Source organism: Halalkalicoccus sp. CG83, from assembly GCF_037081715.1.
Classification (GTDB): domain Archaea; phylum Halobacteriota; class Halobacteria; order Halobacteriales; family Halalkalicoccaceae; genus Halalkalicoccus; species Halalkalicoccus ordinarius.
Genome location: NZ_JAZDDH010000002.1, coordinates 272,055 through 298,784, shown reverse-complemented (window position 1 = coordinate 298,784; position 26,730 = coordinate 272,055). Strand labels below are relative to the sequence as shown.

Sequence of the window (26,730 nt, the reverse complement as noted above, 5' to 3'; positions counted from 1 at the left end):
ACGGGGAGTCCTCACGGATCGGGAAGAAAGCGGTGCGAAAACTGGAGGCGAAGATCCGCTAGCGCGAGATCTCGAACTCGTCTGCGTTCTCCTCGAGCGGGACGACCGCCGCGATGTCGGTCGGGCGGGCGGACGGCGGCGCGAACTGGTTCTCGGTGTTCTCGGCCGCGCCGTTGTACGCGGGATCCTCGTCGCTCTCGTCGAAGAAGTCCCACTCCTGGTTCTCGTTGCTGTCGATGTGGGCGAGCGAGACCAGTACGGTGGGCTCCTCCAGTCGGTCCAGTTCGGAGACGGCATCGAGCTCCTCGTCCTGGAACAGCGGAACCTCGACGTTCTCGTGGAGGCCCGGTTCGAGCCACTCCGAATAGCCGATGATCGTCGCGGCCGCGTTCTGTGGTTCCCCGTTCTCCGGGTTGATGAAGCCGACGTCCGCGACGCCCTCCTCCGGACGGGCGATGTGGATCGACGCGAACCCGCCCTCCTCCGTCGTGATGTTTATCTCGTCGATGACGGTGTACGTTCCGTCGGTGACCTGATCCGAGAAACGACTGTACGCTTCGCTAGTGACGGCCGACTCGTCGCGTCCGTCCTTTCGGTCGCCCGTATGAGCATCGTCGTGATCGTCGTGATGGTCGTGATCGTCGTCACAGCCCGCGCTCGCGGCGTGCCCGGTCATCGCGAGCGACGCGCCGACGCCACCGATCGCCTGTAACATGCGCCGGCGGGACGGCAGGAGGCCGCCCGCGCCGCGCGAGGAGGTCTCAGGTGTCTTTCGCTTCGATTCGTGCTCGGTCGTCGATGGATCGTGGTTCTCGTTGGTCATGGGTTGTTCCGACGGAGACGTCTCTCCGGTACGGCCCTGCTCGGTACGTACGGACGCCGATCCCCGTCGGCGTTCCCCGAAACACACGTCAACCACTTATAATTAGTCAACTATCAGGAAATACTTGTATCGCTACGGACCGATCGAGCGCCGATGACGATCGTCGGTCATGTGGAACCGCGTCGATCGTGCTGAGCGCGACGGACCGGCGTTCGACGGCTCGATCGGACCGTCACCGAGTCGTGGGACGGGGGACGTCCGCCGGCCCCTGCCGTTCGACCAGCAGGTCGTCCCGGTTCACGTCGGATTGGGTGACGGTGACGTCGATCACCCACTCCGCCCACTCGGAGGGCAGCGTGGATCTCGCGCTGTCGTATCGGTGTCTTCCACGCGTCGCTGTCCGCCAGGGGAACAGCGCGCTTCGCTCGAAGAACGCCCGAACGCCACGCGTTCGGTTGCCGTTGACGAGGGCCGTCTCGTAGACGTCGTTGTACCACTGCCACAGCCGGTCGGCGTCCTCGGGCGACAGCCCGGTCGTCCCGCTCCGCCACGCATCCAGCTCCTCGTCGGACACCGCGGGACGGGGGACGTCCGTCGAACGACGGTCCCCGGAGTCGTTACTCGCGTCGACGCACCGGTAGGTGATACGGCCGGTCTCGTCGATCTGCCGTTCGATGTCGGTATCGGCGGCGTCGGTAGGCCGGTTCCAGTCGTGGATGCGCTCACGAAGTCGATCGCCGCGAGCTGTGCTCTCTGGGTCGGTCATGATCGTGTGTGCTCAGTCCGTCGTCTCGTCGAGGCGCCCGCCGACGACCATCGCGCTCCCGAGCACTACCCAGTCCTTGATGATGTACACCCCCTCGAACGACGGGGCGTACGGGAAGTGGGTGAACGTCTCGTGTGGGAACAGCGCCAGCGGCAGCATCATCACGCTCGCGTGTATCATCAGCAGCGCGACCGCGAGCCGCACCGTTCGCCGCCACAGCAGCGCCAGCCCGATCGCGACCTCCCAGCCGCCCAGCCCGATGAGGAAGAGGTCGGACGGGACGGATCCGAACGCCGTGGCGACCAGCCCCGCCGTCTCGCTGACGCCCGCCGCGGTCAACAGCCCGAACCAGACGAAGACGATCACCATCGAGTACCGGAGGAAGGCGAGGCTGTGGTCCTGGACGAACGAGAGGAACCACTGCTCGACCTCGCGTGCCGACGCGAGCGAGGACTCGAGCCGCCGTGGACGCGCACGGCTCATCGCTCCTCCTCTAGGTCGACTATGCTCAGCACGACGAGTCCGCCGCTCAGGAGCACCCAGTTCTTGATGATGTAGGCGCCCACCTCGGAGGGGACGAACGGCCAGTCGACGAACGTCATCCAGGGCGTGGTGAACAGGGGGATCATCGTCCCGAGCATCTGGAACACCATCAGGTAGACCGCGTAGCGGACCGTGCGGTCGAACAGCAGTCCGACGCCGACGAGCGCCTCCCACCAGCCCAGGATGGGGAAGAAGAGGTCGAACGGGAGGAAGAAGACGCCGTGGTAGACGACGGGGTTCGCCGGGCTGATGCCGAGCGGCTTGACGATCCCGAACCAGAAGAACACGGCCGCGAGGGCGTATCTGAGGACCGGGACGCCGTGGCGCGAGAGCCACGATTCGAACGCGCTATCCAGCCGTGTGAGGTCGTCGCGTATACCGGTGGCGGCCCCCTGTAACGGGCCCGTAGAGCCACCGTCAGTCGGATCTGCGCTCATGGTCGAGTGGACAGACGGCGAGACAGGTATAAACTCCAGCGCTGCGTTGAGCGGCTACAAACCACCTAGACGAGGGGACCTCTTCTCCCCCTAACCGCACGCATCCGTCGCCTTCCGACTGGTAGGAATGTACACACGTGATCTCGTTCACAGGATCGACACACCGACTTCGGCGGCGATACGGGACCGAGCGCGTTCGGTCCACGTTCGGCGAGGCGACGGAGCGGACGGACGAACCTCGACGGCGTGGCGAGGGCTCAGTACTTCGCCTCGGCGCCGGTCGTCTCGTAGATCCGCTCCATGATCTCGTCACGCTCGCGCTGCCAGGGTTCGAGGCTCGCGGGACGGTCGGGGTAGCCCTCGTAGTGTTCGAGCAGTTCGTCGGCGAGCCGCTTCGTCTTGTAGAAGTCCAGGATCGTCCCCCAGTAGCCGAAGGTCTTCACCGCGGCCTGGAGCTTGAGCTTCCAGCCGATCTCCGTGCTGCCGGAGTAGAGCGCCTCGGCGAGGTTCTCGCCGGGGAGCGAGACCAGCAGGTTGGTGAGTTCGTCGACGTCGACCGCCGTCGCCATCACGTTGTAGACGTCGAGGGCGGCGTAGCGAGCGCCGAAGTGGTCCATCACGCGCTCGTTGTAGTGCCAGAGGGCGTCCTCGTCCGTACTGCCGGTCTCGATCGCGCGGATTGTCTGCTCGCCGGCGTACTCGCCGGCGTAGGCCGCGCCGGCGATCCCGCCGCCGGTCGTGGGGTTGATGTGGCCCGCCGCGTCGCCGGCGGCGATCAACCCCGGGGCGACCCCCGAGTCGTACGGCCGGCGGGTGGGCAACGCCGCACCGAGCTTGTCCGCCACGGTCGCGTTCTCGAACTCGGGACGGTTCCGGAGGTCGCGTTTGAGGTCGTCGACGAGCTTCATCGGCTCCTCGCTCATCTGGAAGCCCACGCCGGCGTTGATCTCCGTGCCCGTTCGGGGGAAGTACCAGAGGTAGCCCGCGGCGCGCTTGGTCGGCTTGAAGACCAGCGCGTCCTTCCACTCGACCTCCTCCTCGACGTGGACGATCTCCCGATACGCGGAACAGAACTGCGAGTAGCTGACGTTGGTGTCGAACGTCGCCTCCTCGAGGTCCGCCTTGTCCTGAAGGAGCGAGAGCGCGCCCGCCGCGTCGATCGTCACCGCCGCCTCGACGGTGATCGGGTCGCCCTTGCGCCGCCCCCGGACGCCGGTGACCCGTCCCTCCTCCTGAAGCACGTCCTGGACGACGGTGTCGTAGCTGAACTCCGCGCCGGCCTCCTCGGCCCCCTCGATGATCGCCTGGCCGTACTCCCAGCGGTCGATCACCGCGAGCTCTCCCGGGACGGGGATCTCGAGGACGGTGTCGTGCTGGGGGAGTTCGAACCGGCCGTGGTCCACCTCGGTGTTCGTCATCGAGGCGTCGAGCTTCGAGCGGGGGATCGACTCGGGAAACTGGTCCGCGCCCTTCAGCGCGTCCCCGCAAGCGATGTGGCCCGCCTCAGTCTCGTCCTTCCGTTCGAGCACGAGCACCTCGTACCCCGCGCTCGCGATCGTCGCGGCGGCGTAACAGCCCGCCGTCCCGGCTCCAACGACGGCGACGTCGACTTCGCGTGTGGTCATGTTCGTTCGTGTCGGGCGTACGGCCAAAACGCTTTAGGTCGAATCCGGTCGTCTCGTCCCCGACACGACGGGAGATAAAAGGTTTTGCGTCGATTCCCCGTAGGCCATGCCATGGCCACCTACACCGTCGAGTTCGTCGGCACGGGCGAGACCATCGAGGTCTCCGAGAAACGGACCGTCCTTTCGCGGTGCATCGAGGAGGGAATCGCCCAGGAGTACTCCTGTCGCGTGGGGATGTGTCTCGCCTGCTCGGCCGAGATCCTCGAGGGCGAGGTGACCCAACCCGCCGCGCGAGGACTGACCGACGAGGAGTCGGAGCGGTTCGCGCTCACCTGCATGGCCCGGCCACAGTCGGATCTCAAACTCGATCGTGGCAAATACCCGCCGAGCATCACGGTCGACGAGAACGCGACCCACACCGTCAGCAGGAGCGCCGGCGACGACTGATCGGCCCGATCGTCGACGGGGACGTCGGGACGACCGATCCGTTCCATCCCGGCCTTGTGTCCACTCGGACGGATCACACCGTCCGACCGCAGGACGTTCTCAGCGACGGTCCAGCGGGTCGTGTATCGGTGACACACAGCCGACGTAGCCATAACCGTACGTCCTGCCGTAGTTGACGGTATGAGCGATCGTATCCCGAATCGCCGGCTCGACCGCCGTCGATTCCTCGCCGGGGTCGGCATCGCGGCACTTGCCGGCTGTACCGGCAGCGGCGGAACGAGGGACGAGCCACGTGACGCCGACGGGGACGGGGCCGCGAACGGAGATCCCTCCGACACGGACGAGGAGTTGCCGGGCACCGAGGGCGAGCCGCCCACCCGCGAGCCGAAGGTCGAACTCGCGGACGAGCTGGCGGCCTTCGAGCGAAACGCACGCTCCAGCGGCGTCGACCAGGACGGGATCCCCGCGATCGACGATCCCGCGATCGATGACGCCGAAGGCGGGGACGGCCTGATGGAGCCAGGTGACGTCGTCTTCGGCGTCGAACTCGACGGGAAGGCCCGCGCCTACCCACAGCACGTCCTCGTTTGGCACGAGATCGTCAACGACGAGCTGGGCGGGACGCCGATCTCGGTGACCTACTGTCCGCTGACCGGTACGGCGATCGGATACGAGCGCGGATCGACCACGTTCGGCGTCTCCGGCGACCTCGTCAACAGCAACCTGATCATGTACGACCGCGGGACGGAGAGCCGGTGGCCGCAGGTGCTCAGGACCGCGATCGACGGCCCGCTCGAAGGGAGAGCGCTCCGGGAGTTTCCGATCACGTGGACCACCTGGGGTCGCTGGAGGGAGGCCCATCCGGGGACGACGGCGGTGACCGAGCGGACCGGCTACGCCCGTGACTACGGCAACGACCCCTACGGCTCGTACGGTCCCCGATCGGGCTACTACGCCGACGGCGACTCGATGTTCGGCGTGATGAACGAGGACGATCGCCTCGATCCGAAGGAGGTCGTGATCGGGATGCGGGGGGCTGACGGCCCGATCGCGTTCGGAAAGGAACGCCTCCGCAGCGAGGGGTTGATCGAGGGCGACGTCGGTGGGACGCCGTACCTGATCGCCCACGATCCGACCCTGGATACGGGCTACGTCTACCGGAACCCCGACGACGGGGACGTCTCGATCGACGGGGAGGGGAGCTACGCCGTCGGCGACGAACGGTACGATCCGGACGGATTCCCGCTCGAGCGGGTGAACGCCTTCGACGCGATGTGGTTCGCGTGGGCGGGCTTCTACCCCGATAGCGCACTCCAGGCCTGAAATGAGCGTCAAACCGACGAGCGTACTGATGGCGGCGACCTCGCGACTCGGCGGCTGGGTTCGGCAGACCGGTATGGCGAGCCGCGGCGCGCTGCGGCGTCGCGACGCGGCGACCGTCTTCGGCGTCGTGACCCTCGTCTACCTGGTGGGCTTCCTGTACGCCATCGGTGATCTGGCGATACGGCCCGGTATCGGGACGGGGCTGGTCGTCGTCGAGGAGCCCCTCTCGCGTGCGTTCGAGCCGGGACCGGGGCCGTTCGCCTACGAGGGAGTCGCCATCGTCGACCTCGGAGTCACCCGCTACCTCTTTTCGCCGGTGAACCTCCTGCTCGGTCTGGGCCTGTCGTCGTTGGTCGGGCTCAACCTCGCGCTGTCGTATCTAGCGGTGACACAACCGAGATCCTGCGGGATCGGCGCCGGGACCGGACTGCTGGCGTCGGTGCCGGCGCTACTGTCGGGGACGGCCTGCTGTGCCCCGGTGGTCCTGATCGTGCTCGGAATCCAGGCGAGCGCACTGGTGCTCTCGCTGTTCGTCTGGCTGCTGCCGATCGGCGTCGTAGCGCTGCTCGTCAGCCTGCTCTACGTCGCTACACGAATCGATCCGACGGTCCTCGATGACGACACCACGTCGCCGGTGTGAGAGCGGGTCCGAAGCGTTATCGACGCGACGAACGTATCAGTCGACATGGACGGAATCGTCGAACAGCTGTTCATCGCACGCGAGGACTCCGCGCCGATGGAGTCGCTCGAGTCGGTCGAGGCCCTCGAGGGCGGGCTAGAGGGCGACCGATATCGGACGGGAGATGGCTATTACTCGCCGTTCGACGTCTGTGAGGTGACGCTGATCGAGACGGAGGCGATCGAGGAGATACGCGAGGAGTTCGACATCGACCTCTCAGACGGCCGCCACCGCCGGAACGTCGTCACCCGTGGCGTCGCGGTCCACGACCTGCTGGGCGCTACCTTCTCGGTCGGCGAGAGCGTGCTGCGGGGAACGCGTCCGCGTCCGCCGTGTGCCCACGTCGAGCAGGTCGCCGGCGAGAAGGGGGTCGCTCGCGCACTGAAGAACAAGCGCGGCGGGGTCTGTGCGTCGGTCGTCGAGCCCGGAACGATCGCGGTCGACGATGCGATCGAGGTGCTCGAACCCGACGCGCGGACGATGGGCCGGAGGATCGCTGACCGACTGGGACTGTAGCCTTACTCGGGGAAGACGCTCTCGGGAACGAACGCGGTGACGGTCCAGTTCGGCGCGTCGACGACCTCGCTGAGCTTCAGGTCGACCGCCGCCGAACAGAGGATGTACGCCTCCTCACGGGTGAGGTCGCGCTCGCTCACGAGGTGCTCGATCATGTGTCGGACCGCCTTCCTCGTCGCCTCCATCAGGTCGTCGCTGATGCCCGTCGTCGCGTACATCGGCTCGTCCTCGCCGGTTTCATCGAACAGCACAAACCTTCGGTTTGCTGGCTCGCTGAGGCTACGCCTCATCGAACAGCACGGATCGAAGATCCGTTGGCTTGACGAGGCCTACGCTTCGTCAAACACCGCTGAGCTCTGCTCAGCGAACTCGATGAAGCTCACGCCTCATCGAACAGCTCCTCGCCCTCGACCATGTGCTCCTCGACGACGTCGAGATCGAGGGTGAGGCCGAGTCCGGGTTTCTCGGGGATCTCGATGTAGCCGTCCTCGATCACGTCCTCCTCGACGAGGTCCTCCCACCAGCCGAGCTGGTAGGAGTGGTACTCGACCGCCAGCGAGTTGGGAATCGCGGTGGCGACGTGCGCGCTCCCCATCGTCGCGACGGGCGAGGAGACGTTGTGCATCGCGATCGGCATGTAGTAGGTGTCGGCGAAGTCGGCGATCTTGCGCGTCTCTCGCATGCCGCCCACCTTTGGCATGTCCGGCGCGAGGATGTCGACGGCCTGCTGGTCGACGAGCGATCGGTGGCCATGCTTTCGGTAGACGTTCTCGCCGGCGGCGATCGGCGTCGAGGACGCGTGGGTGACCTCGCGCTGAATGTCGTGGTTCTCGGGCGGGACGGGGTCCTCGAGCCACCAAATGGGATACTCCTCGAGGCGCGTCGCCAGACGCTTGGCGCTCCCGCCTGTGAACGACCAGTGACAGTCGAAGGCGACGTCAGCGCGGTCGCCGACGGCGTCCGTGACCGCTTCGACGATCTCGACCTTGTGGTCGATCTCGCGGTCGCTCAGGTGGCGGTTCGCGCGGTCCTTCTCGTGGCCGCTGGGCACGTCGAGGTCGAACTTCAACGCGTCGTAGCCGAGTTCCTCGACGACGCGTTCGGCCTCCGCCGCGTTGGATTCGGCCTCGCTCTCGTCGCCGGCGTGACAGTCACAGTAGACGCGGACCTCGTCGCGGTACTTCCCGCCGAGAAGCTGGTAGGCGGGCACGTCGAGGATTCTCCCAGCGAGGTCGTGTAGCGCGACCTCGATCCCGGAGACGGCGGAGACGGTCACGCCCCCGATCGAACCCTCGCCCGACATCTTCTGGATCAGGTGCTCGAACAGTCGATCGACGTCGAGCGGGTTCTCCCCGACGAGAAACGGCGTCATTCGGTCGATGAGTTCGGGGATCCCCGCCCCCCAGTAGGCCTCGCCGGTACCGACGACGCCCGCGTCGGTGTAGATTCTCACGAGCGTCCACGGGAAGTTCCCGTCGATCATCGTCGTCTGGACGTCCGTGATCTTCACGTCGCGTCCGCCCTCGCGCTTGGCGCTGAGGCCCATCGTGTCCGCGGAGAGCTCCCGCATGGTGTACTCCGCGTTGGGATCATGCAGCTGTCGATAGTCACGAACCATACTTCGAGTGGCCCCCTCACCGCCAAAACAGTGGGGGGTTCGAAAACGGTATGAGGGTTCGTATGGACCCCCAGCCATGGAGATCACTGAAGTCGAGACGTTCGTCGTCGACGCCGACTGGCGAAACTGGTTCTTCGTACAGGTCCACACCGACGCGGGGATCAGCGGCGTCGGGGAGGCGCTCTCGGGCGAGGGGCTGACCGCCGCGCTCGAGGCGACCGCCGACGCGCACAAACACTACCTCATCGGCGAGGACCCGCTGAACCGAAAGGCGATCAACCGCCGACTCACGCGCGACCCGTTCGCGTGGCGCGCGGGCAAGCTGATCAACGCCGTCGCCAACGCCTTCGACATCGCGCTGCTGGACATCGCGGGCAAGCACTACGGCGAGCCGGTCTGGAAGCTGCTCGGCGGGAAGATCCACGACGAGATCCCCGTCTACGCCAACGGTTGGCACATCGGCGAGCGAACCCCCGAGAACTACGCGCATCACGCCGAGAAAGCCGTCGAGGAACAGGAGTACCCCGCGCTGAAGTGCGATCCGTTCGCCCACTACGAGTACTCCCTCGATAACGACCAGATCGAGGAGGTCGCCGACCTGCTCGAAGCGGTGCGGGAGGCCGTGGGCTGGGACGTCGGCATCGCGCTCGACTGTCACGGCCGGTTCTCCAGGCGCGGGGCGATCGAGGTCGCGAACGCCCTCGAGGAGTACGACATCATGTTCCTCGAGGAACCGGTCGAGCTCGAGGACCGACAGGTGATGGCCGAGATCACCAGGCGGGTGAACATGCCCGTCGCGACCGGCGAACGAATCTACAACAACGAGACGATGGCCGACCTGATCCGCACGCAGGCGTGTGACGTCATCCAGCCCGACGTGACGAACTACGGAAGCATTCAGAAGCTCCAGCACGCCGCCGCGATGGCCAAATCCCGTTACATGACGTTCGCGCCACACAACCCCAACGCGGGCGTCTCGACAGCGGCGGCGCTACACCTCTGTGCCGGCATCGAGAACCTCGAGGTGCTCGAACACATGAGCCGGGACGTTCCCTGGGGCGACGAGATCGTCAAGCACGACTTCGAGGTCGAGAACGGGACCCTCGCAGTTCCCGACGAGCCGGGACTGGGCGTCGAGTTCGACGCCGAGGCCGCCCGTGATCACCCCGGCGAACCCAAGGACAGCCACAGCCTCTTCGACGCCGAGGGCGCGCTCAAGCGACCCTAGCGGTCTCCGGGTCACACTTTCAAGGCGAAATCGATCGAATCGACCGTATGGAGATCGTCGAAGACACGTTGGGGATCGACCTGGAGACGTTCCTCGCACGCCCGCTGTTCTGCTTTCTCGCGACCGCCTCGCCCGACGGCCCCCGCGTCTCGCCGCTGTGGTACCTCTGGGAGGAGGGGGCGCTCTGGATCGCCGTCAACCCGGAGACGAAGAGCTACCCCGGACGGATCGAGGACGACCCGCGGACCGCGCTCGCGGTCGTCGACTTCGATGCCCGCCGGGGACTGGTCCAGCACGTCGGGATGCGCGGCCGTGCCAGCCTCGAGGCGTTCGATCCCGATCGAACCCGGCGGCTGTTCCGACGGTATCTCGGCCCCGCGGAGCGGTGGGACCGGCGATTCCACGCCGTCTTCGACCGATCCGATCGGTATCGGCTCGTCAGGTTCGAACCGGAGACCGTCGTCGCGCGCGACCAGTCCTACGCGCCGGGACCACCGTGAGGACCTCTCGAGGGTTCGATAGCGCTCCGTCGATACGGGTGACCGACTGGGTGGAACGCCGCATCGTCGAGCGGATCGTGTTTCGGTTCTCTAGTCCGGCGTCGACGGCCGGAGGCGGTGCATCCTCCGGCAGGGACCGTTCCGTGCGAACCGTCGCTCGGGATACCGGCCGTCCTGCGGGTCTCGGAAAGCAGGGGATCCCGGACCTCGATGCGGCCGACACCAGATCAGAGGAGGATCGATGGATCAGGGCCCTCACAAAACCGTTTCTGCACGGTTATGGAAGTCCTGAGCATAGGACAACAGGTCGAGCTGGTCCGCTTCGATCTTTCGAAGCACCTGCATCGTCGCTGGACTCGTCTCCGGGGATAACAGGAGATACGCACCACCCGTCGCAGTTCGGCTCAGCAACCACTCGGTAGACTTCTCGACCGGCGTCCACCTCGCATCGGATCGAACCACGGCCACCTGCCACGCCTTTTTCCGGGCCGTGTGGAGACTCAGAGCCACTACCATGTCATCCAACTCGCCGAACTGGTCGCCGACTCGTGACAGACCCGGAGCGTACAGTTCTGAGAGGAGTTCCTGTTGAACGCTCACCAGTCGATGAAGTATCCCGTTAATACGGGCGTGATCAACGTACTTATCGGAACGGTCGGGATCCAGACCGATGTCCGAGAGCGTCAACGCGAGATCGTAGTTGATGTGAGCATTGATCCCTAAGAACGCGTCCTGCAGAGCGAGAGCATCGCCGCGGATTGCGGCTCCGAAGGCGACGATCCACGGATCGGGTACCTCGGCGATCGCACCACGCTCGTAGTTGCGGAAGGCTCGTCTGTAGTACTCCGCGAAGCGAACGAGATATCGTTCCATCCACGCCGAATCGATGAATTCACCCGCGTCGATTTCCCGTATGGTCTCCGCTGTCATCTCGGTGTAGACGGTAAGAAACACCGCTCGTCGGTCGGACTGCTCGAGCAACGTGGTTTCTAACCGTTCCAAGCGATCACGGGCGTCTTCCATCGAGACGAACGGATCGTCAACGAGCGATGCACGCTCGGGGTCGGCCTCGACGTCGACGACGAAGTCGTCCACCTCACGGTCGATCGTCTGTCGAAGCCGGATCAGCCGATATCTATCGAGGAGCAATCGCACGGACGATCGGTCGAACATCGGGGTGATCAGTCCTTCTACCTGCTGCACTAGTTTCTCGAGAGTCTCAATAAACCAGTGGGTGGCTATGGCTGATTCATCGCCTCGAACCGTGTGGGTAGCGGCAATAGCCAGGAACCAGGGATGGAGGTGCCTCTGCCGACAACGGCTGTCCGTGGGGGGGTCGTCGGCTCCCCCTGAAAGGGCGATCTGGGAACCGTTCGTAGAGGAGAGCCGTGTAGGAGGACGTGGAAACTACGATCGATCCGCATCCGTACGGGACGCCCTCGGCTCGTTCGGGTCGTTCGCCCCGTCACGAACCCCGAGGAACAGTTCGGTGTAGTCCAACAGGTGACGCGGGAGGAGGAACCGCTCTCTGACGGTCTCGCGACCGCGTTCGCCCAACTGACGACGAAGGTCGTCGTCGGCGAGGAGGCGTTCGAGTCGAGCCGCGGCGCCGTCAACGTCGTCGGGGTCGACGAGATAGCCGTTCTTCCCGTCCTCGATCTGGAGGGGGATGCCGCCGACGGTCGAACCGATGACGGGGGTTCGTTTCCAGAGCGCCTCGGAGACGACGAGTCCGAACCCCTCGCGAAGCGACTTCTGGACGACGACCGCCGACTCGCGTTGCAGGAAGTCGATCGTCGTATCGGGCTGGTTCGTCAGCAAGTGCACGTCCGGATCGTCGGCCGTCGCGGCGACGACCTCCTCGTACACCTCCCTGCCCTCCGGATCGTCGTCCGCCATCCCGCCCGCGAGAACCAGTTGTGCGCCCGGGACGGCGTCCTTGATCCGACGATACATCTCGATCGTCCCGAACTGGTCCTTCCAGGGATCGAACCGCGATACCTGGGTTATCACCGGCGAGTCGTCGCCGAACTCGATCGGGAACAGCCGATCGCGTTCGACCGCGAGCTCCTCTCGGTCCAGCGGGCGGTTCTTGTCGGTCAGCGGATCGATCGAGGGGTGGATGATGCTCGTAGGAACGTCGACGCCTCGGCCGTACTCGGGACGGCTGAACACCGCGTGGTCGACCCGGCGGACGTCGTCCACTACGGCCTGCAGATACCGTTCGTTCGCGTCGGTGAGATCGATGTGACATCGCCACACGATCCGCGTATCGGGAAACCGATCCTTCAGCTCCCTCGCCATGCCCAGCGTCTGGGGGTCGTGGAGGACGACGACGTCGTACTGCCCGTCGAGCGCCGTCGCGTTTCGCTCGGTGACCCGGCGATACGTCGCCTCCATCTCCTCGGTGAACGTGACGTCCTGGCCCTGCAGGGCGTTGTGCATCGCTTTGGTCACCTCGAAGAACGACTCCTCGGCGTCCATCACCTGCCAGTCGGTGTCGATCCCGAGGTCGTTCGACAGGGGGACGAGCGAGTGGAGGATCTCCGCGACGCCGCCTCCGGTGGCCGTCGAGTTGAGGTGCAGGACTCGAACGTCGCCGAGGTCATCCGCGGTCGAGTACAGGGCCGCCATCTGATCGTCCGGCGTTACCGCTTCGTAGTCCGCCAGCGACCGGGCGGTAGTGATCGGCGACCTCATGTGAGGTGGTATCTAGTGTAACGGCCTCCTCGAATAACGTTTCGCCGCTACAGCGTCGCGGTCGTAGCTCGTTCCGGCGCCGGCGCCCAGGTGGGAATGACCGCGATAGAACACGAGGTACCCGAAGAGGTCGCCGAACTCCGGACGCAGAACGCGTCGGCCGGGATCGATGCGGTCCGGGGCGCGGAGTCGAGGGACGGATCGACGCCGGAGATTCGACGCGACGAGCGGCGCGCTACAGCAGGTCGAGCGCCTCGAGATCCGCCACCATCGCCTCCTCGTCCTCCTCATCCATCAGCCGAAGGGGGCTGCGAAGCGGGCCGGCATCGAAGCCGGCGTGGGGCAGCGCGCTCTTCACGCCCGCCATGTACGAGCCGTACTTGATCGCGTCGCGCACGTCGTAGACCTCGCTCTGGAGGTCACGAGCGCGGTCCTCGTCGCCCTCCTCGTAGGCCTCGAAGAGGTCGACGACGAGCTCGGGGAAGACGTTGGCGACGGCGCTGACCATGCCCGAACAGCCGATCTCGAGGCCCGGGAAGAGCAGCGAGTCCGAGCCGGCCAGGAAGGTGAGGTCGGGGTGGGCGTCGATCGCCTGGGCGAGCCACGGGACGTCCTTGCTCGAGTCCTTGACCCCGACGAGGTTCTCGATGTCGGCGAGCGCGTCGAGGGTGTCGAGCGAGAGCGCGTTGCCGGTCTTGCTCGGGATGTGATAGACGTAGAGCGGGAGGTCGACCGACTCGGCGACCGTCCGGTAGTGCTCGAGGGCGGCGTCGTGGTCCAGCGGATAGTAGTAGGGCGTGACGACGACGATCCCGTCGGCGCCGACGGACTCGGCGTGTTCGGCATGCCTCACCGTCTGGTGTGTACTCGGCGCGCCGACGCCGGCGATCACGGGCACGTCGTCGATCTCCTCGACGACCGCCTCGACCACGCCGTCGCGCTCCTCGCCCGAGAGCAGCGGGAACTCGCCGTTGGTGCCGAGCGGGAACACGCCGTGGGCGCCCCCGTCGACGACGTAGCGCGCGTGGGCCGCGGTCCGGTCGTAGTCGACGGCCTCGTCCTCGTCGAAGGCGGTGATCGTCGGCGGAATCACGCCCGAGAGGGAGAACGGGTCGGCAGAGCCTGTCTCTTGCATGCTCGGGTGCTCGCACGCCGACGCCTTAATGACTGGCGGTGCGGGAGTCACGGCGGCCGTTCGGACTCGAACGGCCGTCCGGGATGGATCCGACGGTCCGCGGGCGGACAGCCGACCTCCTCGGGCTCGATCGGGTGCTCGCCGGACAGCATGTCGAGCCACGTGACGACGTCGTGGACGCGGAGCTTGTACCGGACGCTACAGGAGTGGATCTCGGGCGAGTCGGGAAACAGCACGTTATCGAGGTCGTAGCGCCGGTAGATGTCCCGTCGGTTGGGCCACGGGTTGCCGAAGGCCTTCATCCCGCGGAGGTTGCGCCGCAGGAACCCCTCGACCTGGTTGATGACCGAGTTCGTCCGTGGCCGGTCGGGGGGGCGGTACTGGAGAACGTCGGGGTCGAGCTGCCTGACCGCGTCCAGAAACGTCTCGGTGGTTCGGTGCTCGGGCGGGGTCTGGAGGTGCCACTCGAGGAGCTCCCGGTCGGCACACAGGAACGACTCGATGAACCGGTCTGCGAGGTGAGTTCGGAACGATCGGGAGGGGAGGTTCTTGACCCCGAGGACGTTCGGGAGGTCGTGGATCCGCTCACAGCGGTCGCGACACTGGTCGAGTTCGTGTTCGAGGCGGTCGCGAACGAACTCCGCGGGGTCGTCGACCCCCGGACAGTCCGCAAGCAGGTGGTCGCACTCCGGCATGATTCCGAGGCGTCTCTGACTGAGGAAGTCGACGACGTCGGGGTCCTCGTCGAGCGAGGAGAGCTTCACCGACTTGCCGAACGCACCGACCCGGCGCTTCGGGACGAAGAAGCCCTTCAGAAGCGAGTCCATCGCCCAGCCGTGGTAGACCACGTCGGCATCGGCGATGGACTCGACTCCGCGCTGGTGGACGTGGATCGACTCGCCGATCCCGTTGGTGTAACGGACGACATCGGCACCGACGTCGAAGTACGAGCCGTCGATCGGGATTCGCCGGTGGCTCGCACCGTACTGGTTGCTGATCTTGCGCGCGACCCGGACCTCCGGGGCGGATTCCGCTCCGACGGTGTAACAGGACTCGATTTCCGGGATCCCGGCGAGCAGCGCCCGCGAGTCGTAGCCCGCCCCGAGGAGGAGCCCCTTTCGACCGGGCAGCGAGGCGCGTCGATCGAGCGCGCGACGGAGGCGTGCGGCGAGTTCGGTCGCGTAGTCGAACCGTCGAGGACGGTAGACGAACCGTTCGAGCGAGTCGGTCTCGTCGGCGAAGAGCACGCCGTCGAACGGCGCGCGCTCGACCTCCTCGAACAGGGTCCGATCGTCGAGGATGACGCTGAGGTGGGCGAGCTCGAGCATCGACTCTCGATCGAGTGATAGCGTCGGTACCGTCCGACAGACGCGCTCGGCGTCGGTACCGAACGTCCGAACGCCGGACGCGTCGGTGTAGAAACACTCCCAGGAACGGATCGGGTCGGTGTAGACGGCCGCCTCGCCGTCGTGAGCGATCGCGAGGAGGTAAGAGCCGTTGAGCCGGTAGAGCGCGTTGGTTCCCACCTCGGCATAGCGGCGGAGCACCCATCGGGCCGGATCGTCCTGGGCCTCCTCGGGGAGGTACGCCTCTCCCCAGATGACGCAGGCCCCTTCAGGGCCGTCGTACGCCGCGCTGCGCCCGGGGATGCCGAGAGCCGGGTCGCGGATCCCGACGGTGAGGGCGTCGGTCGAGCAGAGCCGGTCGAACGACTCCGGGGATCGGGCCCGCTCGAACGCCGATCGATCATCGAACACGCCGAACAGCTCCTTTTCCATCACGCGGATTCCACCCTTCGTAGGCGTCGCGGGAGCGGTGCGCCGTCGGACCGGCCCATCCCTCTCGTCTTTCGAGGACGTCGTCGCCCGATCCATATAAACGTTCCAGTACTTCGATACTAGCGGGTCGGTCGCCACACTGCCGAACGGCGGCGAACCAACCACGGTCTCGCGGATCGAACGGGACGCCGACGGTCAGTCGGTGACGGTCGTCAGCCGGTTCAACGCGTAGACCGTTCGGAGTACGTCGGCGCTCCGGCCGCGGTTGAACAGCAGTTCGTCAGTCCCGAGAACGTGCTCGAGGACGTCCTGCGAGGCGTGCTCGGGGGCGGCGGCGATTCCCCGGCCGTCGGCGGCCCACTCCATCACCCGGAGGTCGCTCTTCGAGTCGCCCATCACCAGCGCGAACGGGTCCTCGACGCCGAGCACCTCGAGCGCGGCCTCGATCCCGACGACCTTGTTGAGCTCGCGGCTTCCGATCTCCGCGGCGTCTCCCTCGTAGTAGGCGACGTCGATCCGTTCGAGGAGGTCGAGAACCGACTCGGATGCCTCGTCCGGGTCGACCTCCGACGTCGCGTCGGCTCCCTCGAGGACGGTGCGGATCTCGGAGTCGCCCTCGGCGTAGAAGGCGCGGGTCCACTCGCGAACGCGCTCCGGCGGGTCGTCGGTGCGGTCGGCGAGCACCTCGGCCAGCAGATCGAGTTCGTAGACCAGCGCGTCGTCGATCAGATCGGTCGCCTGCGGGGAGCCGGTCTCGAAGTTGGGCTTCATCGTGACGTTGAACTCGTTGCCCTGGAGGTGACAGCCCCGCCGGAGCTCCTCGGGCGCCTCGCGGAGCACGCGCGAGCGGAGCGCGTCGAAGATCGAGACGATCGACTCCTCGAGGTCCTCGTAGAGCAGTCGCTTGGTCTCGGCGCCGTGGTTCGGGGTGAAAACGCCGGTACCGGCCTCGTAGACGATCGAGAAGGCGCCCGAGTGGACGATCTCGCTGCCCAGCCCCTGGATCATGAATCCCTTGACGTTCTCCAGGGTCTGGCCGGTGCAGATCACGATCGGAACGCCACCCTCGTGGAACTCCGTCAACAGGGCCAGCGTCTCGCGGGGGATCTCGTTGTCGGTGTTCCCCGCGGAACGCAGCGTCTCGTCGACGTCCAGCACGAGAACGTTCACGGCACGGCCGTACTTCGAGTGGAGATCGAGCGCGCTGAACGCCTGCTCGCGTGTCGCGTGGGCCGCGATCTCCGCGAAGACGTCACCGTGGTCGAACGCCCCGCTGATCGCGTCCTTGCGCCTCGCGAGTTCGTCACTCGCGGTCCGCCAGTGCTCGAGGGCGACCCGCGAATCGATCGGCGGGAACACCTCGACGAAGTCCTGGTAGGCCCGCAACGTATCCGCCTCGAACTCCTCGTAGAGGCGATAGAGCAGGTCGTATCGTTCCATACCACCCGTGGCGCTTCGAACGTCAAAAGGGTGCGTGTGACGGGCGGCGCGTCCGGACGCGCCGCCCCCAGAGGGACTCGCTCGGCAGAGAGCGGGCCGTCCTCTCGATCGGAACGGACGTAAGAGGGAACCTCGATGCGAGCCGCCGAGGCCGTCGGAGATTTCGGCCTCGTTCGGGACGAGAATTCGAGCCGGTGGGCTCGAGGCGGCGTTCGCGGATGACGATACGACTATAAAAACGGCGGGCGAACGCCCGCGTATGAAGAACGTTGACGACCTGATCGAGAGCGCGGCGGAGCTCGCGGAGGGGGGGCTCTCGAAGGGCGAGATCGCGGACGAACTCAACGTCTCGCGGGAGACGGCGAGCTGGCTGGTCGAGCGTAGCGGCCGGACCGAGCCGACGACCTCGCGGGGCAAACCCGCCGACATCCACGTCGACTGGAGCGCGGTCGGCCGCGACAGCACCCGCCTGGGCCACGTCGCCCGGGCGATGGCCGACCTGCTCAGAAAGCAGGGCGAGGGGATCGACCTCACCGTCGGCATCGAGAAGGCCGGCGTGCCGATGGCGACGATGGTGGGTCGCGAACTCGACACCGACCTCTGTACGTACGCCCCGCGCAAGCACCAGTGGGAGGAAGGAGACATGGAGGGCCTCGGCGGGAGCTTCTCGCGTAACTTCGCGGCGATTCGCGACCGCGAGTGTTACGTGATCGACGACACCGTCACCAGCGGCACGACGATGCGCGAGACGATCGAGGCGATCCGCGAGCAGGGCGGCGAGCCGGTCGCCTGTGTCGTGCTCGTCGACAAACAGGGCGTCGAGGAGATCGACGGCGTCCCGGTCTACTCGCTGGTGCAGGTCATCCCCGTCGGCAGCGACGAGTAGCACCGGTCGGCGACGTTCCAGCCAACGATCGGACGACGGGGAGCAGCGCAACGGCTTTCCCTCTCGGTCGGCTACCTCGCGGTATGACGTTCCAACCCAACCAGGGACTCTCGCAGGAGGAGGTCACCGAACGCGTCGACAACGCCATCGATGAGAACGAGGTCGTACTGTTCATGAAGGGCAACCGGATGATGCCCCAGTGTGGCTTCTCCCAGCGCGCGCTCGATCTGATCACCCAGTACCGCGACGACGTCGAGTGCGTCGACACCCTCGAGTCGCTCGAGGAGTACCGCGCGGCGCTCTCGGAACACAGCGGCTGGGAGACGACCCCTCAGACCTACGTGAACGGCGAGTTCATCGGCGGGAGCGACGTCCTCACGGAGATGGACGAACGCGGCGAACTCGAACCGACGCTCGCAAACGACTAACACCGGAAGTAACGACCGCCGCGCGTGCGCCAAGGAGAGGCCCTATATGGATGGAGGTCCTACATAGCGACGAACGGGCGCGATCGTGGGCCGACCGCCGCCCAACGAGGACCTAACCATCCATGTCAGGGCGCGTATACCAACTTCATTCGACGCTGGAACTGCCCCTCGAAACAGTCACCGACTACTTCGATTCGGACCCGACGCTCCCCGATGAGATCAAGGACATCGACATCACGAGGCGAAACAACACCCTCGTGATCAAGTCCGTCGCGCAGGACGGAACGGTGAGCAAGTACACGCCGACCGCCCAACTGAAGGCGAGCGTCACGGAGACGCGCGTCTACGAGGAGGAGCCCGAGACGGGTCCGGGCGCGCCGCCATCGTGGGGCGAGGAGGAGGAGCCGATCCCCTCCGAGCTCGTCGAGTTCGCGGCGTTCAAGGGCGACCGCGAGACCGTCCTCCAGAACACGGCGCTCCAGTTCCCCATGTTCGAGGTGCTCTGCGACATCGCGACCCTCGCGGAGAAGGGAACGCTGACCGCGATCGCCGAGCGCGACGGCGAGCTCGAGGCGACGAAGATCGTCGACGGAGAGAAGCGCCCCGCCACCGTCGAGGTCGTCGAGGGACCGGGGTCGGAGGACTCCGCGCCGAGCGGCGTCAACTGGCGCGACAACAAGTTCATCACGTAGTCGTCCTCGGGGCGTGGTATCCGTCACATCATCGCATAGTGGTTCGTAAACCCTTTGTGCGCGCTAATTAAATGTCATTAGCGTACGCCATGACCCAGAACTTCCCCGACTACCTCGACGTCGACTACGAGGACGGCGAGGGCGAGAACCCCGAGGACTACTCGACGCTCGACGCCAAGATCGAGAAGGCCATCGAGGTCACCCGCCGCGGCCTCGAACAGTACGAGAACCCCGCCGTGATGTGGACCGGCGGGAAGGACTCGACGCTCACGCTCTACTTCATCAAGGAGGTCGCGGAGCAGTTCGACCTCGAGGTGCCGCCGGCGGTGTTCATCGACCACTACCAGCACTTCGACGAGATCCACGACTTCGTCGAGAAGTGGGCCGACGAGTGGGACCTCGAGGTCATCTACGCGCGCAACGAGGACGTCGGCGAGTACGTCGAGGAACACGGCCTCGAGCCCGGCGACGACGTTCCGATCGAGGAGCTCAACGAGCAGAACCGCCACCACGTCCGCGACCTGCTCGAGTACGAGGAGGACACCTTCCCGTTCCTGCTCGACACCTACGTCGGCAATCACCTGCTGAAGACGGTCGCGCTGAACAACGCCCTCGAGGAGTACGACATCGACGGCGTCATCTCGGGCGTTCGCTGGGACGAACAGGAGGCGCGTGCCGACGAGACGTTCTTCAGTCCGCGTCACGACCCCGACATCTACCCGCCCCACGACCGCATCCAGCCCATCCTCCAGTTCGACGAGGCCGCCGTCTGGGACGCGTTCTGGTACGTGGTCGTCCCCGAGACCGTCGAGGGCTACCCCGAGGAGGGCTACGTGCCCGAGAGCTACGACGACCTCCCCGAGGGCATCAGCCAGGAGGACATCCCGATCTCGCCGAAGTACTTCGAGGGCTTCCGCTCGCTCGGCAGCGAGATCAGCACCGAGCGATCCGAGGAGGAGCCCGCCTGGCTCCAGGACCTCGACAACACCACCGAACGCGCCGGCCGCGCCCAGGACAAGGAGGACCTGATGGAGCGCCTGCGCGACCTCGGCTACATGTAAGTCGTCGGTACGCCCGTTCGCGCGAGTCGGCGTCGCGTCGACGGTTTTCATCGTTTTCAACCGCGTATCACGCGACCTGGTAACGAGGACGGAGGGGCGTCTTCCTTTGGAAGAACAGCGTTCATAGCGCCGCGGAACCCTTCGTCGGTGTGTGACGGTGAAACGTGGCTTAGAGGCGTTCTACACCCGTGATATCGGGTTTCAAGGAATGTATTTACGAACTGGGACCCTACTGCTCGTATGGACCAATCGACCCGATCACAGACCCTGATGAACCGTTTCAGAGATCCCGAAGTGACGATCGCGGCCGGCCTCCTCGCCATCGGCGCGGCGATCTACGCGATCGAGACGGTCACCCCGACGCTGCTGCTCGACGACGGCAACCCCGCCACGTTCGCCGCGGTCTTCGGCGTTCTCGGAGCGCTCTATCTCGCCGTCCTCCTGATCTCAGCGGCCGCCGGCAGCGCGGGCCGATCGGTTATCCAGAGCCGGTAGTCGGTCGGTTCGGGGTCCAGCGACGGACCGAGGGCCGTTTTCTGCCATCCCCGATCGGCGGGAGCACCAACATAGATTACGGCCGGGCGCGTCGGTGTCGGACGATGACCGGCTTCCCCGACTACCTCGACGTCGACTACGAGGACGGCGAGGGCGAGAGTCCCGAGGACTACCCGACGCTCGACGCCAAGATCGAGAAGGCCATCGAGGTCACCCGCCGCGGCCTCGAACAGTACCGGAACCCGGCGGTGGCGTGGACCGGCGGGAAGGACTCGACGCTGGTGCTCTACTTCGTCCTCGAGGTCGCGGAGGAGTACGAACTCGAGGTGCCGCCGGCGGTGTTCATCGACCACTTCGAACACTTCCCCGACGTGCTCGAGTTCGTCGAGCGGTGGGCCGACGAGTGGGGCCTCGAGTTGATCCACGCGCGAAACGAGGACTTCGCCCGGCTCGACGCTCGGCCCGGCGACGAGATCCCGATCGAGGAGCTGAGCGAGGCGACCCGCCGCGAACTGCGCGAGCGCCTCGAGTACGAGGGGGAGACGCTCCGCTTCAGCGCCGACAGCTACGAGGGGAACCACCTCCTGAAGACGGTGGCGTTCAACGAGAGCGTCCGCGAGCACGGCTTCGACGGCGTCTTCTCGGGCGTTCGCTGGGACGAACAGGAGGCGCGCGCCGACGAGACGTTCTTCAGTCCGCGTCACGACCCCGATCGGTATCCCCCGCACGACCGCATCCACTCGATCCTCCAGTTCGACGAGGCCGCCGTCTGGGAGGCGATGTGGAACCACGTCGTGCCCGATACGGTGCCGGCGTATCCCGACGAGGGGTACGTCCCCCGGGGCTACGACGACCTCCCCGAGGGCACCACGCCGGCGGACCTCCCCGTCTCGCCGAAGTACTTCGAGGGCTTTCGCTCGCTCGGCAGCGAACACGGCTCGGCGAGGAGCGACGACCGACCCGCGTGGCTCCAGGACCTCGAGGGCACTACCGAGCGTGCCGGTCGCGCCCAGGACAAGGAGGACCTGATGGGGAGACTGCGCGACCTCGGCTACATGTGACTACGACTACCGCCGCGTCGCCCGGTACTCGCCGTGTTTGACGCCGAGCGCCAGCATCGCCAGTCCGAAGGCGACCATCGACGGGAGGACCATCATCAGGACGGTTCCGGTCGCCATCGGCGTCGCCATCGAGACCCCGACGCCGATCGCCAGTACGACGACGAACGCCGCGGCCGTCCTCGGGAGATCGAACTTCATGTCGGACGGTTTGCGTCGGCAGAAATAAGGGTTCCCGTCGGCGTCGAGCGATGGCCCCGGACCGGCGAGCGCCGACGATTCTCAGGCGATGTGGTGGCGGACGATCTCCGTCGAGTCACAGCCGGGGCATCGTTCGGTGCCGTTCTCGACCGACGTACCGCAGCGTCGACACTCCGAGACGATAGGCTCAGAATCGACGAAGTACGCCCGCACCGTGTCGATGACCATCATGTACGAGTTCAGTCCCTTCCGGCACAAGAAGGTTTACATCACTGATCGTCGGGACGGACCAGGTCCGCGAGCGTCACCACGCCGCCGAGCAGCCAACCCAGCGGAACGGCGATCGCGAGCCACATTCCCACGTACGCGGCGCCCTCGAGCGTGTAGTTCTCGCGGAGGTAGCCGTCCACACCGACCAACGCGAGCGGCCCGTCGAGCAGGCCGATCGCGAGTTCGGTGCTCCCCGGCAGGACGACCGATCCCACCGTCGTCGAGAACAGCGCGGCGACGACCGGCGGCAGGAACAGTGCGGTCGTCGCCGCCGGGTAGGCGAACACGACGGTCGTTCCCCGACCGCCGATCCGGGCGAACGCAACCGCGAGCGCGGCGGCGACCGTCGCGACGGCGGCGGCGGCCGCGACTGCTAAAAATCCCCCTCGCGAGAGCTGGAGGCGTGCGACGGCCGCGAGCACCCCCCAGACGAGCGCGGTAAGCGAGACGACGCCGGCGAGCCCGAGGCCCGCCGCCGCTCGGTCGATTCGGCGAGTATGGAACCGCGCCGCGAAGCCGACCAGCACGAGCGGGTAGAGCAGGGCCACCACGAGCGTGCCGAGCGCACCCAAGAACCGATAGGCGATCCGTCCACCTCGCGTGCTCGGCCGCCACTTCCCGAGCACGGAGTGAGCGGCACGCTGTCGCGGGAAGAACAGTTCCATCCAGTGTTCGTGCAACCGCCGGAGGTCGAGACGGATCGCCTCGATCGCCGGCGAGCGACGTGACCGCACGGCCATACGCTCCGATCGCCATCAAATTACTTTACTGTTATGGCAGAAATGAAATCGCTACCAGGGGGCGAAGCTGGGGTCGACCTCGCGCTGGCCGCGGCCGAGCCCGTCGATCGTCTCGACGTCCTCGGCGTCGAGCGAGAGCGAGAGCGACTCCCAGTTGTCGCGGACGTGCTCCTCGCCGGTCGCCTTGGGGATCGCGGTGATCCCCTTCTCGCGGAGCCACGCGAGGCTGACCTGGGCCTCGCTGACCCCGTGTTTCTCCGCGATGGAGCCCAGCTCGGACGCATCGAATACCGAACCGCGCGCGAGCGGGGAGTACGCCACGATGTTTACGTCGTGCTCCTCGCCGTAGGCACGAAGCGTCTCCTGCTGGAGCATGGGGTGACACTCGATCTGGTTCGCGAAGATCGGCTCGTCGCTTTTCTCCCTGGCTTCGTCGAGCTGTTCGGGCTCGAAGTTCGAGACGCCGATGTGCTCGACTGCCCCCTCGGAGACGAGCTCCGAGAGCGCATCGAAGGTCTCTACGGGGTCGTACTCGCCGGCCGGCCAGTGGACGTACAGCAGGTCGACGTAGTCGGTCCCGAGCTTCTCGAGGCTCTCGCGGGTGGACTCGAGCACGTCGTCGTACGCGAGGTTCTCGATCCAGACCTTCGTCGCCAGAAAGACGTCCTCGCGGGGGACGTCCGCGCGGGCGATCCCCTCGCCGACGCTCTCCTCGTTGCCGTAGGCCTGCGCGGTGTCGATGTGGCGATAGCCCATCTCCAGCGCCGTGCGAACGCTCTCGGCGCACTCCTCTTCGTCCTCGTTCTCCCAGGTCCCAAGTCCCAGCATCGGCATGCCGTCGGCCGTCGGGACGTCGTCACTGCTGGATCGTGCCATGTCTCCCTCGAGGGACGAATCGGGGATAGATGTTGGGAATGCGGCCATCCGGCGACGAGGAGTATATAAAGGCCTTACATATGCACGTCATTCACTTATCTAAAACGATAGCGCGTATCTACTGTATGGATATCATCGGGCCGAGCAGTGCGGAGTGGCACCGCTCAGAAAGGAGGGAAGAGTGGTGGCCTCGGTAGCGGAGTTTCGTCTGCCGACGGAGGAGTTTTGTCTGGCGGAGACGGTGCCGATCACGGATGCGTCCTTCGAGTTCGTTGGAATCATCGCTCACGATGCCGACCGCGTACTGCCGCTGGTTCGTGCGACCGGCGACGAACGGGCGCTCGCCGACCTCGACGGACTGTTGGAGACCGATCCGACGCTCGAGTCGGTCGAGTGCATCGCGGCGATGAACGAGAGCCGGGTCTATCGGACGAGATGGATCGAGTCGATCGAGACGGCGGTCGATCTCATCCTCGAGGCGGGGACGACGGTCCTGGAGGCGAACACCGTCGACGACCAGTGGCGCCTTCGGGCGCTGTTTCCCGACCGCGAGTCGCTCTCGCAGACCTACGAGCGCTGTGAGGAACACGGACTCTCGATGACGGTCGACCGGATCTACGGGTTCGACGACGACTCCCACCAGCAGTTCGGACTGACCGGCCAGCAGCGCGAGACGATGCTCGCGGCGCTCGAACACGGCTACTACGACGTCCCGCGCGAGTCGAGTCTGACCGACCTCGCGGAGACGCTCGACATCTCACACCAGGCGCTCTCCGAGCGGCTCCGACGCGGCCACGGAAACCTCGTCAAACACGCGCTCGGCGCGAGCGACGACGACGACGACGCGGAGATCCCGTTCGCGGCCGAAAGCGAGGGGTCGATCGCGGCGAGCGAGGACTGAACGAGGCCGGCCCCGCTACGGATCGATACGATATACGTCCACCGCGGAGCCGGCGACGATAGGGTGGTCCCACGAAGGTCGATCGACGACCGTTCTCGCGGACGGCCCGACGTCGATCCCCCTTGACGCGTTTTCCGTCACGTACGTCCGGGCGTCGATGCGTCACCGCCGGGTTCGAGCGTGGCTCGAGCGACCGTCACCGGTCGCTCGAACGACGTCGGAACCGGTCTCCGAGTGGATTCATTAGCACACGACCGGTAGAGAAGCCATGCCCAGGGACCACCGATCGGGATGGCAGCGTCGCCGTCTGCTCGTCGCGATCGGAGCCGGCACGCTCGCCGGGACGGCGGGGTGTCTCAGTGCCGTCGACGGGGAGAACGGCGGTTCGACGACGGAGAGCGACAACGCCTCCGGCTCCGAGAACGGGAGTCCGTATACGAGGGTCTACGAGGAGACCGTCGACTCGGTCGTCCTCGTCCGGGTGAGCGGCGAGCAGGGCCAGGAGCGGGGCGGACTGGGGACGGGGTTCGTCCACGACGACTACGTGATCACCAACCAACACATCACGCAGGGTCGGTCGACGGTCTCCGTCCAGTTCAGGCGAAACGACTGGCAGGAGGCGAGCCTCGTCGGCGAGGACGCCTATGCGGATCTAGCCGTCCTCGACGCCGAGACGCCCGACTACGCCGGGTCGCTCTCGTTTCTCGAGCAGTATCCCGCCGTCGGAACCGAGGTGGTCGCGATCGGCAACTCGTTCGGGCTGAACGCCTCGGTCTCGACCGGGATCGTCAGCGGTGTGCATCGTTCGCTGCGGAACCCCTCGGGCGTGACGATCCCGGACGCGATCCAGACCGACGCCGCCGTCAACCCCGGCAACAGCGGCGGCCCGCTCGTGAACCTCGAGGGTGCGGTCGCCGGCGTGATCAGCGCGGGCGGCGGCGACAACATCGCCTTCGCCGTCTCGACGGCGCTCGCGAGGCGCGTGGTGCCCGCGCTGATCGAGAACGGCGAGTACGACGCCCCCTATCTCGGCGTGAACGCGGTCCCCACGACGCCCGCGATCGCGGAGGCGAACGGGCTCGAGGAGCCGATCGGCGTCTACGTAAACCAGGTCGCGCCGAACGGCCCGGCGGCGGCCGTGCTTCGGGGCTCGACCGGGCAGACGACCGTGAGCGGGACGCCCGTACCGACCGGCGGGGACGTCCTCGTCTCCCTCGCCGAGCAGCGCATCGGGACGCCCTCGGAGCTGTCCTCGACCATTGCGCTCGATCTCTCGCCCGAGGAAACGACGACCGCGACCGTTCGGCGGGACGGCAGCGAGACGACCGTCGACCTGACCGTGGGGACGCGGCCGCCGGCCGACGCCAGTAGCGGTGGCGGCACGTAGACCGACGTCGCACGCTCGCCGGTGAGGATCTGTACTCGGGCTCGGCGCCGGCGATCTCGGAGATCTCCTCGAGTACGCGCTCGCGCTCGCTTCGCCACCCCTCGAACACGACCGACGTGCTCGGGCATGCGTCGTAGTGCTGCTTGGGCGTCGTGGCGCGTTTCTGGACGTGAGGGC

The 26,730-nt window shown here is 66.3% G+C and carries 29 protein-coding genes and 1 pseudogene; 14 read left to right on the top strand and 16 right to left on the bottom strand.

Translation table 11 applies throughout. The features are described from left to right. Positions 1-58: 58 nt before the first annotated feature. The 5 genes from V0Z78_RS15100 to V0Z78_RS15080 all read right to left on the bottom strand — a co-directional run bounded on the left by V0Z78_RS15100 (position 59) and on the right by V0Z78_RS15080 (position 4,194). Positions 59-823 (bottom strand): DUF7282 domain-containing protein, encoded by a 765-nt coding sequence (locus V0Z78_RS15100; RefSeq protein WP_336345495.1) that lies wholly within the window; start codon positions 821-823, stop codon positions 59-61. A gap of 232 nt (positions 824-1,055) precedes the next feature. Further along, on the bottom strand, positions 1,056-1,589 hold the full coding sequence (locus V0Z78_RS15095; RefSeq protein ID WP_336345494.1) for a hypothetical protein: 534 nt from the start codon (positions 1,587-1,589) through the stop codon (positions 1,056-1,058). Between the two features lie 12 nt (positions 1,590-1,601). After that, complete coding sequence (locus V0Z78_RS15090) at positions 1,602-2,072, bottom strand: DoxX-like family protein (protein ID WP_336345493.1); 471 nt, start codon at positions 2,070-2,072, stop codon at positions 1,602-1,604. Next, a complete protein-coding gene (locus V0Z78_RS15085) occupies positions 2,069-2,569 on the bottom strand; it encodes a hypothetical protein (protein ID WP_336345492.1) in 501 nt (166 codons plus the stop codon). Before V0Z78_RS15085 ends, V0Z78_RS15090 begins: the two co-directional genes overlap by 4 nt. A 257-nt stretch (positions 2,570-2,826) precedes the next feature. Next, positions 2,827-4,194 (bottom strand): geranylgeranyl reductase family protein, encoded by a 1,368-nt coding sequence (locus V0Z78_RS15080; RefSeq protein WP_336345491.1) that lies wholly within the window; start codon positions 4,192-4,194, stop codon positions 2,827-2,829. A 111-nt stretch (positions 4,195-4,305) separates the two neighbouring features. On the opposite strand from V0Z78_RS15080, the gene V0Z78_RS15075 reads away from it, so the two are divergent. The 4 genes from V0Z78_RS15075 to V0Z78_RS15060 all read left to right on the top strand — a co-directional run bounded on the left by V0Z78_RS15075 (position 4,306) and on the right by V0Z78_RS15060 (position 7,159). Then, on the top strand, positions 4,306-4,641 hold the full coding sequence (locus tag V0Z78_RS15075; RefSeq protein WP_336345490.1) for a 2Fe-2S iron-sulfur cluster-binding protein: 336 nt from the start codon (positions 4,306-4,308) through the stop codon (positions 4,639-4,641). 180 nt (positions 4,642-4,821) lie between these two features. Further along, positions 4,822-5,964 carry a DUF3179 domain-containing protein gene (locus tag V0Z78_RS15070; protein ID WP_336345489.1) on the top strand — a complete coding sequence of 381 codons (1,143 nt, stop codon included), beginning with the start codon at positions 4,822-4,824 and terminating at the stop codon, positions 5,962-5,964. A 1-nt stretch (position 5,965) separates the two neighbouring features. Next, positions 5,966-6,604, top strand: a complete 639-nt coding sequence (locus V0Z78_RS15065) for a hypothetical protein (protein WP_336345488.1) — start codon at positions 5,966-5,968, stop codon at positions 6,602-6,604. Between the two features lie 45 nt (positions 6,605-6,649). Further along, positions 6,650-7,159, top strand: coding sequence for an MOSC domain-containing protein (locus V0Z78_RS15060; RefSeq protein WP_336345487.1), 510 nt, complete (start codon positions 6,650-6,652; stop codon positions 7,157-7,159). Between the two features lie 2 nt (positions 7,160-7,161). Here V0Z78_RS15060 and V0Z78_RS15055 read toward each other — a convergent pair. Continuing rightward, positions 7,162-7,404, bottom strand: a pseudogene (locus V0Z78_RS15055) (acetamidase/formamidase family protein); the annotation flags it as partial. 134 nt (positions 7,405-7,538) lie between these two features. Next, positions 7,539-8,777, bottom strand: a complete 1,239-nt coding sequence (locus tag V0Z78_RS15050) for a mandelate racemase/muconate lactonizing enzyme family protein (RefSeq protein ID WP_336345485.1) — start codon at positions 8,775-8,777, stop codon at positions 7,539-7,541. A 76-nt stretch (positions 8,778-8,853) separates the two neighbouring features. On the opposite strand from V0Z78_RS15050, the gene V0Z78_RS15045 reads away from it, so the two are divergent. After that, on the top strand, positions 8,854-10,005 hold the full coding sequence (locus V0Z78_RS15045) for a mandelate racemase/muconate lactonizing enzyme family protein (RefSeq protein ID WP_336345484.1): 1,152 nt from the start codon (positions 8,854-8,856) through the stop codon (positions 10,003-10,005). Positions 10,006-10,052: 47 nt separating this feature from the next. Next, a complete protein-coding gene (locus tag V0Z78_RS15040; RefSeq protein WP_336345483.1) occupies positions 10,053-10,505 on the top strand; it encodes a pyridoxamine 5'-phosphate oxidase family protein in 453 nt (150 codons plus the stop codon). 255 nt (positions 10,506-10,760) lie between these two features. Here the strand turns inward: V0Z78_RS15040 and V0Z78_RS15035 are convergent, their stop codons facing one another. The 5 genes from V0Z78_RS15035 to V0Z78_RS15015 all read right to left on the bottom strand — a co-directional run bounded on the left by V0Z78_RS15035 (position 10,761) and on the right by V0Z78_RS15015 (position 17,558). Further along, positions 10,761-11,678 carry a DUF5995 family protein gene (locus V0Z78_RS15035; protein WP_336345482.1) on the bottom strand — a complete coding sequence of 306 codons (918 nt, stop codon included), beginning with the start codon at positions 11,676-11,678 and terminating at the stop codon, positions 10,761-10,763. Between the two features lie 234 nt (positions 11,679-11,912). After that, positions 11,913-13,205, bottom strand: coding sequence for a glycosyltransferase (locus V0Z78_RS15030; RefSeq protein ID WP_409338745.1), 1,293 nt, complete (start codon positions 13,203-13,205; stop codon positions 11,913-11,915). Positions 13,206-13,440: 235 nt separating this feature from the next. Continuing rightward, the gene (locus V0Z78_RS15025; RefSeq protein WP_336345480.1) at positions 13,441-14,340 is read right to left on the bottom strand and encodes a dihydrodipicolinate synthase family protein; all 900 of its coding nucleotides are present in this window, start codon (positions 14,338-14,340) and stop codon (positions 13,441-13,443) included. A gap of 47 nt (positions 14,341-14,387) precedes the next feature. Next, positions 14,388-16,118 (bottom strand): hypothetical protein, encoded by a 1,731-nt coding sequence (locus V0Z78_RS15020; protein WP_336345479.1) that lies wholly within the window; start codon positions 16,116-16,118, stop codon positions 14,388-14,390. A gap of 195 nt (positions 16,119-16,313) precedes the next feature. Next, the gene (locus V0Z78_RS15015; protein ID WP_336345478.1) at positions 16,314-17,558 is read right to left on the bottom strand and encodes an HAD family hydrolase; all 1,245 of its coding nucleotides are present in this window, start codon (positions 17,556-17,558) and stop codon (positions 16,314-16,316) included. Positions 17,559-17,817: 259 nt separating this feature from the next. Between V0Z78_RS15015 and gfcR the strand changes: the two genes are divergently transcribed. The 6 genes from gfcR to V0Z78_RS14985 all read left to right on the top strand — a co-directional run bounded on the left by gfcR (position 17,818) and on the right by V0Z78_RS14985 (position 22,181). Beyond that, complete coding sequence (gfcR, locus tag V0Z78_RS15010) at positions 17,818-18,444, top strand: transcriptional regulator GfcR (RefSeq protein ID WP_336345477.1); 627 nt, start codon at positions 17,818-17,820, stop codon at positions 18,442-18,444. Between the two features lie 83 nt (positions 18,445-18,527). Then, positions 18,528-18,872: a glutaredoxin family protein gene (locus V0Z78_RS15005; RefSeq protein WP_336345476.1), complete on the top strand. Its 345-nt coding sequence runs from the start codon at positions 18,528-18,530 to the stop codon at positions 18,870-18,872. A 122-nt stretch (positions 18,873-18,994) separates the two neighbouring features. Continuing rightward, positions 18,995-19,564, top strand: a complete 570-nt coding sequence (locus V0Z78_RS15000) for a DUF7110 family protein (RefSeq protein ID WP_336345475.1) — start codon at positions 18,995-18,997, stop codon at positions 19,562-19,564. Between the two features lie 89 nt (positions 19,565-19,653). Next, positions 19,654-20,625, top strand: coding sequence for a phosphoadenosine phosphosulfate reductase family protein (locus V0Z78_RS14995; RefSeq protein ID WP_336345474.1), 972 nt, complete (start codon positions 19,654-19,656; stop codon positions 20,623-20,625). Positions 20,626-20,865: 240 nt separating this feature from the next. Further along, complete coding sequence (locus V0Z78_RS14990; RefSeq protein ID WP_336345473.1) at positions 20,866-21,120, top strand: hypothetical protein; 255 nt, start codon at positions 20,866-20,868, stop codon at positions 21,118-21,120. A gap of 104 nt (positions 21,121-21,224) precedes the next feature. Continuing rightward, positions 21,225-22,181 (top strand): phosphoadenosine phosphosulfate reductase family protein, encoded by a 957-nt coding sequence (locus V0Z78_RS14985; RefSeq protein WP_336345472.1) that lies wholly within the window; start codon positions 21,225-21,227, stop codon positions 22,179-22,181. Positions 22,182-22,187: 6 nt separating this feature from the next. Here the strand turns inward: V0Z78_RS14985 and V0Z78_RS14980 are convergent, their stop codons facing one another. From V0Z78_RS14980 to V0Z78_RS14965, 4 genes are all read right to left on the bottom strand, one after another. Next, positions 22,188-22,379, bottom strand: coding sequence for a DUF7333 family protein (locus tag V0Z78_RS14980; protein WP_336345471.1), 192 nt, complete (start codon positions 22,377-22,379; stop codon positions 22,188-22,190). 81 nt (positions 22,380-22,460) lie between these two features. Then, positions 22,461-22,610: a hypothetical protein gene (locus V0Z78_RS14975; RefSeq protein WP_336345470.1), complete on the bottom strand. Its 150-nt coding sequence runs from the start codon at positions 22,608-22,610 to the stop codon at positions 22,461-22,463. A gap of 38 nt (positions 22,611-22,648) precedes the next feature. After that, complete coding sequence (locus V0Z78_RS14970) at positions 22,649-23,383, bottom strand: hypothetical protein (RefSeq protein WP_409338750.1); 735 nt, start codon at positions 23,381-23,383, stop codon at positions 22,649-22,651. A 57-nt stretch (positions 23,384-23,440) separates the two neighbouring features. Then, the gene (locus V0Z78_RS14965; RefSeq protein WP_336345469.1) at positions 23,441-24,265 is read right to left on the bottom strand and encodes an aldo/keto reductase; all 825 of its coding nucleotides are present in this window, start codon (positions 24,263-24,265) and stop codon (positions 23,441-23,443) included. Between the two features lie 184 nt (positions 24,266-24,449). Between V0Z78_RS14965 and V0Z78_RS14960 the strand changes: the two genes are divergently transcribed. Beyond that, positions 24,450-25,166: a helix-turn-helix domain-containing protein gene (locus V0Z78_RS14960; protein WP_336345468.1), complete on the top strand. Its 717-nt coding sequence runs from the start codon at positions 24,450-24,452 to the stop codon at positions 25,164-25,166. Positions 25,167-25,434: 268 nt separating this feature from the next. Continuing rightward, positions 25,435-26,553: a S1C family serine protease gene (locus tag V0Z78_RS14955; protein WP_336345467.1), complete on the top strand. Its 1,119-nt coding sequence runs from the start codon at positions 25,435-25,437 to the stop codon at positions 26,551-26,553. Positions 26,554-26,730 lie beyond the last annotated feature (177 nt).